At 76.0% G+C, this 14,164-nt stretch carries 9 protein-coding genes; 4 read left to right on the forward strand and 5 right to left on the reverse strand.

Annotation, left to right across the window (positions count from 1 at the left end):
* The first annotated feature begins 58 nt into the window (after positions 1-58).
* Positions 59-1,564, forward strand: coding sequence for an MFS transporter (locus ACWDRR_RS24325; protein WP_449774310.1), 1,506 nt, complete (start codon positions 59-61; stop codon positions 1,562-1,564).
* A gap of 106 nt (positions 1,565-1,670) precedes the next feature.
* Here the strand turns inward: ACWDRR_RS24325 and ACWDRR_RS24330 are convergent, their stop codons facing one another.
* Positions 1,671-1,934: a dsRBD fold-containing protein gene (locus ACWDRR_RS24330; RefSeq protein WP_329490920.1), complete on the reverse strand. Its 264-nt coding sequence runs from the start codon at positions 1,932-1,934 to the stop codon at positions 1,671-1,673.
* Between the two features lie 410 nt (positions 1,935-2,344).
* On the opposite strand from ACWDRR_RS24330, the gene ACWDRR_RS24335 reads away from it, so the two are divergent.
* Positions 2,345-3,370, forward strand: coding sequence for a DMT family transporter (locus ACWDRR_RS24335; protein WP_449774311.1), 1,026 nt, complete (start codon positions 2,345-2,347; stop codon positions 3,368-3,370).
* Positions 3,371-3,399: 29 nt separating this feature from the next.
* Positions 3,400-4,077, forward strand: coding sequence for a DUF6629 family protein (locus ACWDRR_RS24340; RefSeq protein ID WP_449774312.1), 678 nt, complete (start codon positions 3,400-3,402; stop codon positions 4,075-4,077).
* Between the two features lie 36 nt (positions 4,078-4,113).
* Here ACWDRR_RS24340 and ACWDRR_RS24345 read toward each other — a convergent pair whose 3' ends face one another.
* Complete coding sequence (locus tag ACWDRR_RS24345; protein ID WP_449774313.1) at positions 4,114-10,059, reverse strand: WD40 domain-containing protein; 5,946 nt, start codon at positions 10,057-10,059, stop codon at positions 4,114-4,116.
* A gap of 137 nt (positions 10,060-10,196) precedes the next feature.
* Between ACWDRR_RS24345 and ACWDRR_RS24350 the strand changes: the two genes are divergently transcribed.
* Entirely contained in the window at positions 10,197-11,351 is a 1,155-nt protein-coding gene (locus ACWDRR_RS24350) for an SLC13 family permease (RefSeq protein ID WP_449774314.1), read from the forward strand.
* Between the two features lie 116 nt (positions 11,352-11,467).
* On the opposite strand, the gene ACWDRR_RS24355 is transcribed toward ACWDRR_RS24350, so the two are convergent.
* The 3 genes from ACWDRR_RS24355 to ACWDRR_RS24365 form a co-directional block, all read right to left on the reverse strand.
* On the reverse strand, positions 11,468-12,352 hold the full coding sequence (locus ACWDRR_RS24355; protein ID WP_449774315.1) for an inositol monophosphatase family protein: 885 nt from the start codon (positions 12,350-12,352) through the stop codon (positions 11,468-11,470).
* Positions 12,330-12,998, reverse strand: a complete 669-nt coding sequence (locus ACWDRR_RS24360) for a hypothetical protein (protein WP_449774316.1) — start codon at positions 12,996-12,998, stop codon at positions 12,330-12,332. The genes ACWDRR_RS24355 and ACWDRR_RS24360 overlap by 23 nt, the downstream gene beginning before the upstream one ends.
* Positions 12,999-13,164: 166 nt before the next feature.
* Entirely contained in the window at positions 13,165-14,127 is a 963-nt protein-coding gene (locus ACWDRR_RS24365; RefSeq protein ID WP_449774317.1) for a hypothetical protein, read from the reverse strand.
* Positions 14,128-14,164 lie beyond the last annotated feature (37 nt).

A 14,164-nucleotide genomic window follows, 5' to 3' on the forward strand; every position in this document is an offset into this window, starting at 1 on the left:
TGACCCTCCTTGAAGTTAGGCTTACCTTACGCGAACAACGTTCGCATCGGAGGTCATCATGCCCGAAGCCACCCCGACCGCCCTCGGCGCCACCGCCCCCGCCCATGGCCACCCACCCGCCGCCGGCCGCACCCGGCCCGGTGTCGTGCTGGCCACCGTCTGCCTCTGCCAGCTGATGGTCACCCTCGACGCCAGCATCGTGAACATCGCGCTCCCCGCGATGGGCCGGGCACTCGGCCTCGCCGACAGCGCGCTGCCGTGGGTGGTCAACGCCTACGCGCTGGCCTTCGGCGGCCTGCTGCTGCTCGGCGGCCGGATCGCCGACCTGGTCGGCCACCGCCGCGCGCTGCTCTCCGGGCTGGTGCTGTTCGGCCTCGCCTCCGTCCTCGGCGGCTTCGCCCAGACGTCGGCGCAGCTGGTCGCCGCCCGCGCCGGACAGGGCGTGGCCGCCGCGCTGCTCGCACCGATCAGCCTGACGCTGATCATGGTGACCTTCACCGAAGGGCCCGCCCGGGCCCGGGCGCTGGGCATCTGGTCGACGGTCACGGCGGGCGGCAGCGCGCTGGGCGTCCTGCTCGGCGGCGTCCTGACCGATCTGCTCGACTGGCGTTGGGTGTTCTTCGTCAACCTGCCGATCGTCCTGGTCGCCGCCCTGCTGGCCGGGCGGTCCCTCCCCGCCGTCCGCCCGCCGCGCACCGGCCGGCCGGACGTGGTCGGCGCGGTGCTCGGCACCGCGGCGATGGTGGCGCTGGTCTACGGGCTGATGGAGACCGACCGCCACCCGTGGGGCTCGGCCCGCACGCTCGGCACCCTCGGCGCGGCCCTGCTGCTGGGCGCCGCCTTCCTGGCCTGGGAGGCCCGGTTCGCCACCGCACCGATCGTGCGGCTCGGCATCCTCCGGGTCCGCACGGTCTGGGTGTCCGGCCTGATCGTCACCCTGCTCGGGGCCGGGATGCTGGTCGGCTTCTACTTCTGCTCGCTCTACCTGCAGAACGTGCTGCACTACGGCCCGCTGGCGGCCGGCGCCGCCTTCCTGCCGTTCTGCGCCGGCACCATGGCGGGCAGCATGGTGGCCGCCCGGCTCACCGCCCACCTCGGCGGCCGGGCGGTGCTGACCACCGGTCTGCTGCTGGCCGGTCTCGGCATGCTCTGGTTCGACGGGCTCGCCGTGGACTCCGGCTACCTCACGGCCTTCGTCGGCCCCTCGCTGGTGACCAGCGTGGGCGTCGGTCTCTGCATGGTCGCCAACACCTCGATGGGCACCTCGGGGGTCGACCCGCGCGAGGCCGGTCTGGCCAGCGGGCTGCTCAACGCCGGCCGCCAGTGCGGGGGCAGCATCGGCCTGGCCGTGCTCTCCACCCTCGCGGTGGCCACCACCCGGCACGCGGCCGAGGGCGGCGACACCGCACCGGCCGCGCTGGCCGCCGGGTACGACCGGGCGTTCGTCGTGACGGCGGTCCTGCTGGGCCTGGCCGCCCTGGTCGCCGTGGTGTTCGTCCCGGCGCCCCGGCGCGCACCCGCCGCCGGCGGGAGTGCGGCGGTGGAGCCGGCCGCGCGACGCTGAACGGGCCGGGGCCGGGGCCGTGCACCGCAGCCGGGCCACCCACGCGTCTCCCGTCCACCGGCCGACCGCTCCCGGTCGGCCGGTGGACGGCGGTTCAGCAGGCGGTTCAGTAGATCAGGTAGCCCGGCCGGTGGCCCTCGTCCTCGATCTCCCCGGTCGCCTGGGCCCGCAGCTTGCGGGACAGCGCCTCCAGCGCGCGCGAGGCCGCGACCTCCTCACCGATCCGGGCGAGCGGACGGTCCTCCGCGCTCTTGAGCGACTCCCCGTGGGCGCTGAGGCCCGGCGCCCTGGCGCCGGTCAGCCTCGCGTCGCATCCCGTGTGCACACCGTCTTCCTCGAAGCTCAGCTCCACGTCCCACTGGTTGTGCATGCCACACCTCCTGGCGCCTGCCCCCGTCGCCCTTGCTCAGGCCGGCACGGATGCGGACCCCGTGGCGGCTGCTCACACCAGCGTGCGCCCCCGGCGCCCACGGCGGCAAGCGCGGCCGGGGCCCGGGCCGCGCTTGCCGGCGCAGGGCCGGTCGGTCGGCACGCGCAGGGCCGGTCGGTCGGCACGCGCAGGGCCGGTCGGTCGGCACGCGCAGGGTCGGGCCGGCCGGCAGACAGCCGGGCCCGCAGTGGGCCGGACGGCGGCGGGCGCGGCCGGAAAGGCCCCGGCAGGCCCGCGTCCCGGCGGTCCGGGCCACGCCCCGGCGGTACGCTGGCGGGAGCGCGCCGCGACCGCCGTCGAACCACGGACCGCCGGTCCGGCGCGGGCAGCGACGTCCGGGTGGTCCCTTCGTGGTGGTCTTCCTTCTCGCACTGAGCGCCGCCTGCTGCCTGGGCCTCGGATTCGTCCTCCAGCAGCACGCGGCACAGCGTGCCCCGCGTGCCGATCTGCTGCGCTGGCGGCTGCTGCTGGACCTGGTGCGGATGCCCGAGTGGCTGCTCGGCACCGGCTTCATGGTCAGCGGCCTGATCCTCTCCGCGCTCGCCCTCAACCAGGGCGAGGTCTCGCTGGTCGAACCGCTGCTCGCCACCAACCTGCTGTTCGCCATGGCGCTCTCCCGGGTGCTGACCCGGCAGAGCCTCGGGCGGTCCGGCTGGGCCGGAGTGCTGCTGCTCGGGCTCGGCGTGACGGCCTTCATCCTGGCCGGCCGCCCCACCGGGGGCGGCGCACCGGCCGGGGAGCTGCGGCACTGGCTGGTGGTCGGCACGGTGGTCGGGCTGACCCTGCTGCTGGTCTCGATGGCCCGCCGCTTGCCGCTGTTCGAGGAGGCCACCCTGCTCGCGCTGGCCGCCGGCCTGCTCTACGGCCTCCAGGACGCGCTCACCCGCACGACGACCCTGCGCCTCGACCACGACGGGCTGGACGCCGTCCTGGGCAGCTGGCAGCCGTACGCCGTGGTGGCGGCGGGCGTGGTCGGACTGCTGCTGGTGCAGAGCGCGTTCGAGGTCGCCCCGCTGCGGATGTCCCTGCCCGCGCTGACGGCGGCCCAGCCGATCACCGGGATCGTCTGCGCGGTGGGCTTCCTCGGCGACCGCCTGCGGGTCACGCCCGGTGCCCTGGCCTGGCAGGCGGCGGGGCTGGTGGCCGTCGTCGTCGGCGTGGTGGTGATCGGCCGTCACCCCGCGATGCCCGGCAGCGGCCGCACGGTCGCGGCGAGCGCCGACTCCGACGGCCCGGAGGACGGCCCGCACGACGGCCCGCACGACGGCACGCGTGACGCCCCGCACGACGGCACGCACGACGCCCCGCACGACGGCACGCACGACGGCACGCACGACGCCCCGGACGGCGGCGCCGACAGCGCCGGCTCCCGGTAGCCGGCGCGGCGGCGGAACGGCGGCGGCCCATGTGCTGGAGCGCGCAGGCGGACCTCGTCGCCGGCGGGGTGGTGTCGGGCATCGGCGTCCTCTGCCTGGTCCGGACCCACCGCGCCGGACGGCCCGAGCGGCTGCCGCTGGCGGCCCTCCCCCTCGTCCTGGGCGCGCACCAGCTGATCGAGGCCGCGGTCTGGCTCGGCACCGAGGGCGACCTCCCCGCCGGGCCCGCCGGGTGGGCCCGCACCGCCTGGGCCGTGATCGCGCTGCCGCTGCTGCCGGTGCTGGTCCCGGTGGGGGTCCGGTGCGCCGCCCGCGATCCTGGCCGCCGGCGCCTGCTGCTGCCCTTCGTCCTGCTCGGCCTGCTCGTCGCCGTCCCGCTCGCCGTGGCCGTCGCGACCCGCCCGGTGGCGGCCACCGCGCACGGCCACACCCTCGGCTACGCCGTCGGCATCCCGCACCCGGCCCTCCTGCTGACCGGCTACCTGGTGGCGACCGTCGGCTCGCTGCTCCTCAGCGGTGACCGCCTGCTGCGCCGGCTCGGCCTGCTCACCGGCGCGGGCGCCGTGCTCTGCGCGCTGCTCTGGCGGCTGGCCTTCGTCTCGACCTGGTGTGCCCTGGCCGCGCTGGCCAGCCTGCTCCTGCTGCACTGGACGGCCCGTCCGCCCCGCGGCGGCGCCCCGGTGCCGGGGCCACCGGCACCGCTCTGACCTGCGGGCTCACCGCCTGGAGCCGCCCTCCCGGGCTCAGAGCGGCGCCTCCGGCGGCATCCGGTGGACGCCCGGCAGCCGGTTGTCGAGCTCACCGGGCTCGAAGCGGCACATCCCGACCGCGTGCCAGAACTCGCCCACGACGTCGCCCTCGTACTTGTACGCGCCGGACGGCAGCAGCGCCGCCCAGCCGTCGGGCGCCCCGAGCAGGGTCGCGCGGGCCGTGGGCACACCGGTGGCGGGGACGTCCCACAGCCGCACCGTGCCGTCCTCGCCCCCGCCGGCCAGCAGCGAGCCGTCCGGGCTGAAGGTCACCGCCAGGATGCGGCCGGTGTGCCCGCGCAGCCGGCCGAGGTCCCGGCCGGTGCCCGGGTCCCAGAGCCGGACCACCCGGTCGTCCCCCGCCGTGGCGAGCAGCGGCCGCCGGGGGTGCACGGCCGCCGTCCAGAGCCGGCCGGCGTGGCCGGTCAGCCGGTGCGCGATGCCACCGTCGGCCCAGACCAGCGCGTCGCCGTCCCAGGAGGCGCTGGCCAGCCAGGAGCCGTCGGGGGCGAACGAGACGCTGTACACCCGGTCGCGGTGCCCTTCGAGCCGGGCCTCGATCCGTCCGGCGCCGATGTCCCAGATCCGGACGGTGCTGTCGTCGCAGCCGGTGGCCAGCCGGCGCCCGTCCGCGCTGAACGCGATCGAACGGACCCGGCCGCGGTGCTCCCGCAGGGTGGCGACGTGCGCGCCGGTGCTGCGGTACCAGATGCGCACGGTGTCGTCGTCGTTGGCGGTCGCCACGAAGACGCCGTCCGCGCTGAACGCCTCCGCCCAGACGTGCTCCGTCTCGACGTCCATCTCGCGCAGGTACTCACCGGTCAGCGCGTTCCAGAGGTAGAGGTCGCCGTCGTTGCTGGCCGTCGCCAGGACCGGCCCCTGCGGGCTGAACTCCGCCGAGACCAGCCGGCTGCTGCGGCCCGAGAGCTCCCTGATCCGCCGGCCCGTGGCGGGCTCCCAGAGCCGCACCACGCCGTCGTTGCCGCCGGCCGCCAGCACGGTGGCGTCCCCGCTGAAGGAGAGCGAGCCGATCCGGCGGCCGTGGCCGCGCAGCAGTTGGCGGCTGCGCCCGGAGGCCGGGTCCCAGAGCCGGACGGCGCCGTCGTTGCCGCCGGTCACCAGCAGCGGGTCCGCCTCCGACCCGCCGGACCCGGTGCCGGGGCGGAACCGGCAGGCCCAGACCGACCCCCGGTGCTCGGGGGGCTGACGGCGCAGGGCCGTCACCCCGCGCCCGCCGCGGGCGGCCGGCCCGACCCGCCAGACCCGGACCACGCCGTCGCTGTCCCCGGCCGCGAGCCGCCCGCCGTCGGCGTCGAAGGCGACCTGGTACACCGCGCCGGTGCAGCCCTCCAGCCGGCCGGCCGGGGTGCCGTCGAGCGGGTTCCAGAGCCGGATCTGACCCGCCGTGTCACCGCTGGCGAGCACGTCCCCGTCGGGGTGGAAGGCGAGCGTGTAGACCCGGCCGCCGTGCCCGTCGAAGGTGTGCAGCAGGCGGCGCCCGGCGACGTCCCAGACCCGGACGGCCCCGCCCGGCGCGTCCGGGTCGGTGCCTCCCGCCGCGTCCGCACCCGCGTCGCCGGTGGCCAGCAGTGTCCCGTCCGGGCTGAACCGGGCGCGGAACACCGACCCCCGGTGCCCCGGGAGCTCGGCGACGCGCCGCCCGGTCGCGGTGTCCCACAGGCGCACCCCGCCGACCCGGTCACCGGTGACCAGCAGGGCGCCGTCCGGGCTGAACACCGCGGTGTAGACGGGTGCGGCGTGCCCGGTCAGCCGGCGCAGCGGCTCGCCGGTGGCGGTGTCCCAGAGGGTGACCGTCCCGTCGGCGTCGCCGCTGGCGAGCAGGGCGCCCGCCGGCCCCAGCGAGACCGGCCAGACACCGCCCGGGTGGACGTCGAGCCGGTGCAGGCACTCCCCGGAGACCTGGTCCCAGAGCCGGACCGTGCCGTCGGCGCTGCCGGTGGCCAGCACGTTCCCGGCGAACTTCACCGCGTAGACCCGGCCGATGTGGTCCTTGAGGGTGCGCAGGGCGACCCCGGTCACCGCGTCGCAGACCAGCACGCTGCCGTCGGCGCTGCCCACCGCGAGCAGCTGGCCGTCGGCGCTGAAGGCGACCGGCTCGGGCAGCCGGGTGGTGCGCACGTCGAAGCCGTACGGGACGCCGACCTCCGAGGGCCGGAAGCCGGCCTCGACGGGCAGGCCGGGGGCGATCGCCGCCGCGCGCAGTTCGGGGGCGGCCAGCACCTCGTCGTCGGTGACGGCGCCGATCAGGGCGGCCCGCTGCCAGCGGCTGCCCCGCAGCCGGGCCCCGCGCAGGTCGGTCCCGACCAGCCGGGCCCCGCGCAGGTCCGCGCCCGAGAGGTCGGCGCCGGACAGGTCGGCCGCGTCGAGCCGGGCACCGGCGAGGCGGGCACCGCGCAGCGAGGCGCCGGCGAGATTGGCACCGAGCAGCCGGGCGTCGGTGAGGTCGGCCTGACCGAGGTCGACACCGGAGAGGTCCCGGTGGGAGAGGTCCTCGCCGGCCAGCGCGGCGCCGCGCAGGTCGGTGTGGGCGGGCACCCGGAGCCGGGCCAGCACCTTGACGGCGTTCAGCCGTGCCGTCCCGTCCGCGTCGGCGGCGCCGTCCAGGACGCCCTGGGCCCACTGCTGGCAGAGCTGGTGGTCGGCGAGGTCGCAGAGGAACTCCACCGCCAGCCGGCTGAGCGGGCGCCGGGCGAGCAGCTCCGACTCGCCCCGCCCGAGCGCGGCGGCCGCCGCCCGGGCGACCAGCCACTCGACCACGGAGCCGTGGATGAACTGGAACACGCCCTCGTCGGACCGGACGAGCAGGCTGCCCGACCCCACCGCGTGCGCGATCTGCGGCGCGGGCAGCCGGCTCCCGGCCAGGCCGGTCAGCACACCGGAGAGGTCCAGCAGCTCGTCGTACGGCACGGCGGTGCGGCTGCTCTCCCAGAGCCGCAGCGCGAGCGCGGTGACGGCCTCCCAGAGCTGGTCCAGACCGAGTCCGGGCGCGGCCCCCGGGCCGCCCTGGCCGCGCCGCTCCTCGAACTCCAGCCAGGCGGTGAAGACCTCCTGGTAGAGACCGGCGGCGCTGAGCGCCCGGCCGGCTCCCGCGACGGCCCGCAGCCGGTCGTGGTCGAGGTCCGCGACGAAGCTCAGCAACCGCGGGTTGCGGCAGAGCGCGAGCAGGTCGGGGATGGCCTCCAGCAGCCGCATCCGGCGGTCCGCCGCGGCCTCGTCGCCGTAGCGGTTGGCCAGGTAGCCGCGGATCTGGCCGGTGGTGAAGTCCTGGACGGCGATCAGCCGCCGCTGCGGGAGCAGGCCGACCCGCTCGCCGAGCGCGGTGAGCACCTGCTCCTGGGAGCTGAAGTGCTGGGTGCGGCTGCTCACCACGATCTTGGCGTTGTCCACGGCGGCGTCCAGCAGCACCTGGAGGTGGTCGGCGGCGCGCTCGTAGCTGACGCGGTTCAGCAACTCGTCGAAGCCGTCGAACAGCAGGACCACGCGCCCCTGCCGGAGCATGTAGCGGAAGGCCCGGAGGTCGATGGTGTCGACGCCGTGGGCCGTCAGGTGCGCCGCCACCAGGCCGTCGAAGGAGTGCGCCTTGTCCAGCGCGCTGAGGTCGATGAACAGCGGTGTCAGATGCGGGAGTTCGGCGGGGATGCGGCGGGCCAGCTCGCGCAGGGCGAAGGTCTTCCCGTGCCCGAAGTCGCCCAGCAGCAGCAGGAACCGGCCGTGGTCGGAGTCCAGCAGCCGGAGCATCTCGTCGACCAGGCCCTCGCGTTCCTCCCCGCCGGGGCGCTCGGCGTTCCGGTAGCGCTGCGGCAGGTACAGGCCGGGCTGGTACCGGCCGTCGGCGGCCAGCCGCGCGCTCTGCGCCGTGACGTGGTCGCGGAGGTCGAGCAGGCCCTGGAACTCGATGAAGCTGCGCAGCCGGACGCCGCGCCGCCGGGCCCGGTCGCGCAACCCGCGCGGTGGCGGCGGGCCGTCGTGGACGAGTTCGGCGTCCGGGGCGGTGCCGGTGGCGTGCACCTCGTCGACGAAGCGGTCGACGTCCTCGTCGGTGGGGGTGTGCGCACAGACCGCGACCCGCTGCTGCCGGACGAACCCCGACTCGTTCCAGGTGACGAAGAGCTGGGGCGGCGACCCGGCGACGGAACGGATCTGGGCGCCCTGGTGCCGCGTCCGGCAGACCTCGGCGACCCTGGCCAGCAGGGTGTCCAGCGGGGAGGGCAGCTCCCTGGTCTCCCGCTCGGCCCCGGCGGGCGGCGGGGCGGCGTCCGCCGGGAGGGCGGGAGCCTCGGCCGCCTCGGGCGGCGGCGGGAAGGCCCGGTGGGACCGCCGCCAGGCGGCGGCCGTCCGCCGGGGCCCGGCGGCCGGTCCGGCCCAGTGGGTGAGACCGTCGCGGGTGAGCTGCAGCAGTTGGTGGGCGCCGGGGGCGGTGGCGCCGACGACCGTCAGCTCGCCGGTGGAGGTGGGCAGCGCCTGGAGCGGCGTGCGGGAGTCGGCCGGTCCGTGCATCAGCAGGTGCAGCCGGGGCGCGGTCAGCCGGGTGAAGCGGTCGGCGTCCCGGAGCGGCTCGGTGTCGTGGCCGGCCCGGACCGACCGGGTGCCCGCCGCCCGGGGCGTGACCGGGTGCCGGACACCGCCGATCCGCAGCCAGCCGTCGTTCTCGTACGGGCGCAGGGCCTGGGCGAACCAGGCGGCCTGCTCGGGGCCGAGCCAGCCGTACCGGTCGTCGGCCCGATGGCTGTGGGCCATCGAGGAGTTCAGGCCGGCGACGACCGTCCCGAGCTCGGGGACGGGGAAGAGCGTCCAGGGCCGGTCGCTGTCGAAGACCACGTCCAGGCCCTGGTAGAACTCCTGGAACAGCCGGGTGTAGTGCCGCCACTTGGGCCAGTACGGCGGGGCGGGCCGCAGCTCGTCCGCCTCGCAGGTGGCGAAGTAGGCCCGGGAGGCCGCCTGGTTGACGTCCTGGCCGCCGGGGACGATCGCCACCCGGTGGGGCTCCAGCCCGAGCAGGGCGCGCATGCCGGTCAGGAAGGCGAGGGCCTGCTCGCACTCGCGGGGGCTGCCGGAGGCGGTGAGGTCCCCGGTGACGACGACCAGTTCGGGTGCCGGGGCGCCCGCGTCGGCGAGCTCGACCAGGTCCTCCCGGACGGCGGCCTGGAGGTCCACGGGATCGTTGCCCCGGCCGAAGGCCGGGCCCGCCAGGTGCAGCACCGTGACCGACTCGCGCCCGCCCGCGCGGCCGGCCGCCGGCGGGTACTCGGGCGGCACGGACGGCCTGCGCCGGCCGGACCGCTCCGTCCCCCCGACCGGCCTCAGCGCCGACGCCTGCGCCGCTGTCTCCTCCGCGCGCGCCCGGGCGGTGGGCGAAGCGGCGGGCGAAGCGGCGGGCGAAGCGGCGGGCGGACCGGTGGGCGGGCCGATGGGCGAAGCGGTGGGCGGACCGGCCGCGGCGCCGCCCGGATAGCCCGGCCGCAGCTCCGGCCGGGCCCGGCCGTCCATCGCCTGGCCGACCCTGGTGAGCAGCAGCCCGCGGGCCCGCGCGGGCTCGGTGACACCCACCAGGTCGATGTAGGTCAGGGTGGCGAGCAGACCGTCCACCGGGATGTCCTCGATCCGGACGGTCAGCAGCCGGCGCTCCGGAGCGTCGGGATCGGCGCGCAGGGCCGCCTGCCACTCCATCCGCCCGTACCGCGAGCGCTCGTAGTTGCGCGAGAGCAGGGCGATGACGGCGGCGGACTCGGTGACGCCCCGGTCCATGAAGTCGACGAAGTTGGTCCCCGGGACGAAGTCCCACGCCTGCAGGAAGGCCCGGTAGCCCGCGTCCTCCAGGGTCCAGGCGATCCAGGCCGCCCACCGTTCGTCGGCCGGCGAGTAGCTGATGAAGAAGTCGATCGGCCCGGGGCCGCCCGGGTTCACGTCAAAAGCCCCCATGGAGCACAGCTTATGGCCGATCGTCGACGGACGACCCCGGTTCGACCGCACACTCGACCAACCACCGCTCGTATGCGACCCTGACGTCCGTGTTTGCCAACCCGCCTGCCCTTCGACGACTGCATCCACTCGACTGGGTGGCTGCGGCGCTGCTCGCGTGCGGGCTGCTCTTCCTCGCCACCGGACTGCTTCCGACGGCCTCCGCCGGGGCCGCGGTCTCCCGGATCGCACCCCTGATCGCCTTCCTCGGCACGGTCATCGTGCTCGCCGAACTCACCAGCGCCGCCGAAGTGTTCGACGTCCTGGCGGCCGGGGTGGCCCGGACCGCCCGGGGCAGCTACGCGACGCTGTTCCTGCTCTGCGTGGCGCTGGCCTCCGTCACCACGATCACCCTCAACCTGGACACCACCGCCGTCCTGCTCACCCCGGTGATGCTGGCCCTCGCCACCCGGGTGGGCATCGCCCCCCTCCCGCTGGCCATGACCACGGTCTGGCTGGCCAACACCGCGAGCCTGCTGCTCCCGGTGTCGAACCTGACCAATCTGCTGGCCGCCGAGCGGGTCGCCCTCTCACCGGCCGGGCTGGCCCGGGTCATGTGGGCGCCCCAACTGGCCGCCCTCCTGGTGACCATGGCCTGCCTCTGGGGCTTCTACTGGCGGCGGGGGCGGCGCGGCTCACTCGACTACCGGCCGCCGCCGGCCCACCGCCCGGCGGACCTCGTGCTGTTCAGGATCTGCGCGCTGACCTGCGCCGGGTTCCTGCTCGCGAGCCTGCTGGCCGACCTCCCGCTCTGGGTCGCCTCGGGGGCGGCGGCCCTGGTGGCGGTGGTGGCGTTCGCCGTACGACGGCCCGGGGCGCTGCGGGCCTCGCTGGTCCCGTGGCGGCTGCTGGTGATGGTGCCGGGGATGTTCCTGGTGGTGCAGACCGTCGACGCGCACGGACTGCACCGGGTGCTCGCCGCCGCGATCGGGACGGACGGCGGGGTGCTCGGGATGTTCCGGGCCTCGGCGGTGGGCGCGGGCCTGTCGAACCTGCTCAACAACCTGCCCGTGTACCTGGCCGGCGAGGCCGCCGTACCAGCCGGCAACCACCAGCAGTTGCTCGCGCTGCTGATCGGCACCAACATCGGCCCGCTGGTGACGCCCTGGGCCTCGCTGGCCACCCTGCTCTGGTACGAGCGCTGCCGGTCGGCCGGTCTGCGGGTGCCGCTGCGCGGCGTCGCGGCGACCAGCGCCGTGCTGGCCGTGAGCGGCGTCGCGCTGGCCACGGCGGCGCTCGCCCTGATGTCGTGACGCCGGGCGCGGGGCTCGGGGCGCGGGTGCCGGGTGACGGGTGCTGGGCTCGGGTGCCGGGTGCTGGGCTTGGCTTTGAGGTGTGCCGGGCGCCGGGCCCCGCACCGCCGGTGCCCTCAGCCGCTCCCGGTCGCCGAGGCCCGGGCCACCAGGTCCAGCAGGTACGGGACCACCTCCGGCCTCCCCGCGACGAAGCTCCGCGCGGTGTCGGGCTGTCCGATCCGCCGGCTGAACCGGCCGCCGTCCAGCCGGCGGATCACCACGCCCGCCTCCGCCGCGAGCAGGCACCCGGCCGGCAGGTCGATCTCCTCCGGCAGGTAGCCGACGAAGCCGTCGATGTCCCCCCTGGCCAGCATCGACCAGGCGAGGAGCGGCGCCCACAGCTGCAGCAACCGCCGGGATCCGGCCTCCAGCTCCGCCTTCAGTGCCCGGAGCAGCCGGTCACCGGCCGCGATGCCGTGCCCCTGGGTCCACGCGAGCACCGGCCCTGCCGCGGCGGCCGCACCCACCGACCGGGCCGCCCCGGCCCCGCCGCACAGCCGCCCCCGCGGACCGAAAGCACCGGCCCCGGCGACCGCCCACCACGTCCGGCCGATCACCGGGTCGTGCACGACTCCGACCACCGGCTCATCGTCGACGCAGAGCGCGATGCCCACCACATAGGCCGGCAGCCCGATCACCACGTTGTTGCTGCCGTCGAGCGGGTCCACCAGCCAGGTGCGGCCGGACGCCGGGCCGCCCGACCGCCCGTCCGTCACCCCGCCCTCCTCGGCGACGATCCGGTCGCCGGGGAAGCACTCCGCCAGCCGTCTGGTCACCAGGGCCTCGGCCAGCAGGTCGAGTTCGGTGACCACATCGCCGTCCTCGCCCTTCGGGCAGACCCCGAAGGCGTCCAGGAAGCGGGCCCGCAGCAGCGCCCCCGCCTCCTCGGCGGCCTGCACCGCGACGCGGCACTCGAACGCGAACGCGGCGGCGCCGTCATGCGGCCTGGTCCGGTCCACTGATCCTCCTCGCTGCCTCTCCGGCGATCCGCGCCGTCTGGGCGGCGTCGCACAACCGCCGCACCACCCGGCGGGCGGGCCCGTCGACGGGCCCCAGTACGACATCCACCGGCCCGGGTACGGACCGCCCCAGCACCACGGTGGCCGCCGGCGCGCCCGCGGCGAGGAGCGTCGCGTGGAACTCCCCGGCCGCCAGGGTGTACGTCTCGCCGCGCGCGCTGCGCTGCTCGCCGACGGGCTCCCAGCGCACCAGGCGCGGGGTCGGCCGGATCTCGTCCGTGCCCGCGCGGCTGTGCACCTCGAACGCACGGTGCGTCGGCCGCCGAGGCTCGTCGAACACCCGGACCTTCAAGTTGCCGACCCGCCCGTACAGCACACTGCTCTTCAGCTCCCAGCTGTGGCAGTGGATCTCCGGCGGGCCCGCCACCCGGCTCGGAGCCGGCGTGAGCGGCCCGAAGACGTGCACGCACACCCCGCACTCGCCCTCGCGCAGGACGGGCAGGCAGTAGAAGCCGAGCGGGTGGGCCACCGCGCGCAGCGGCCTGGTGCCCGAGGCGATCTCGGTCAGGATCCCGCCGACCAGCCCGTCGAGCCCGCCCGGTTCCCCGGGGGCGCCCGGCCCGCCCGGCTCCCCGGGCCCGTTCACACCGTTCGGCCCGTTCGGTTCGTTCGGCCCGTTCGGTTCGTTTGGCCCATTCGGTCCGTTCGGTCCGTTCGGTCCGTTCGGCCCGCCCGGTGCGGGCGAGGACGCGGTCCGCCCGGCGGCCCGGTCGAGTCTGGTGAAGAGGTCCATCGTCTCCCGCCTCCGGCGGCTACCTGCGGTAGGGGTTCTCCGCGTGCAGCGCCCTGTCGATGATGTCGCCGACGTCGCGGTCCGAGAAGGCCGCGGGCAAGGGGATGCGGAGCTGCTCGAAGAGCCGCCGCGCCTCGTCGACGGTGGGGTCCTCACCGAGCGGCTCCGTGTCCCGCAGGTCGAGCTTGAGCGCCTGCTCCCGGTAGTGGTGCAGCTCGGTGACGTAGTAGTCGTAGAGCGGACGCCCGCGCTCGATGTAGAGGCTGACCCGCCGCGGGTCGTCCTGGGTGATGATCAGACACGACGCGGAGAGGTCGAAGCGCAGCGTCGGGACGACGGACGACAGGTGGACGTCGATCTCCAGGGTGTCGAGCCGCTGCCGGTACCACGAAGCGGCCAGCACGGTGGCGTACGACTCCTTGCGGGTGCGCTCGACACTCCAGCCGTCCTGCGCGACGGGGCCCTGCCGGATCCCGAAGGTCTCGCGGAACCGCGAGTAGGCGGCACAGGCCCGTTCGTCACCCGGGTGCACGATATCGATCTTGACGGTGAGCGAACGGCGCCGGCGCCGCGCCTCGCGCACGCACTCGGGCAGGGTCACGGCCCGCAGGTAGGTACCGGTACCCCCCTTGAACACCCACCGGTCGGTGTCCTGCCGGGCCCCTTCCAGCGCCCGTTCGAGATCCACGCCGGCCAGCTCACGCACCGAGGTCAGACTGTCCAGCGCCTGCCTCGCACCGGCCGTGGCCTCCCGGATGTCGGAGATCCGGCGCTTGCGCTCGGCCAGCGACCCGTACACCACCGCGGCCAGCACCAGCAGCGTGGCACCGGAGACGACGTTCTCCCCGAGCCCTCCCCCGAAGAGGTCGAGCAGACCGACGGTCAGCGCCCCGCAGAACGCGACGACACCGTCCGAGTTCCTGAGCGCCCAGGCGATCGCGCCCTCCAGTCGCCGCCCGGGCCCCGAGCCCCCGTTCGCCACCCCGCACCCCCGTCCTTCGCCCACCAACATGGTAGGT

The organism is Kitasatospora sp. NPDC003701 (genome assembly GCF_053587085.1).

Excerpts from the sequence above, each read along its gene's own strand:
- ACWDRR_RS24325 (WP_449774310.1), top strand. The coding sequence starts at position 59 with ATGCCCGAAGCCACCCCGACCGCCCTCGGCGCCACCGCCCCCGCCCAT.
- ACWDRR_RS24330 (WP_329490920.1), bottom strand. The coding sequence starts at position 1,934 with ATGCACAACCAGTGGGACGTGGAGCTGAGCTTCGAGGAAGACGGTGTG.
- ACWDRR_RS24340 (WP_449774312.1), top strand. The coding sequence starts at position 3,400 with ATGTGCTGGAGCGCGCAGGCGGACCTCGTCGCCGGCGGGGTGGTGTCG.
- ACWDRR_RS24345 (WP_449774313.1), bottom strand. The coding sequence starts at position 10,059 with ATGGGGGCTTTTGACGTGAACCCGGGCGGCCCCGGGCCGATCGACTTC.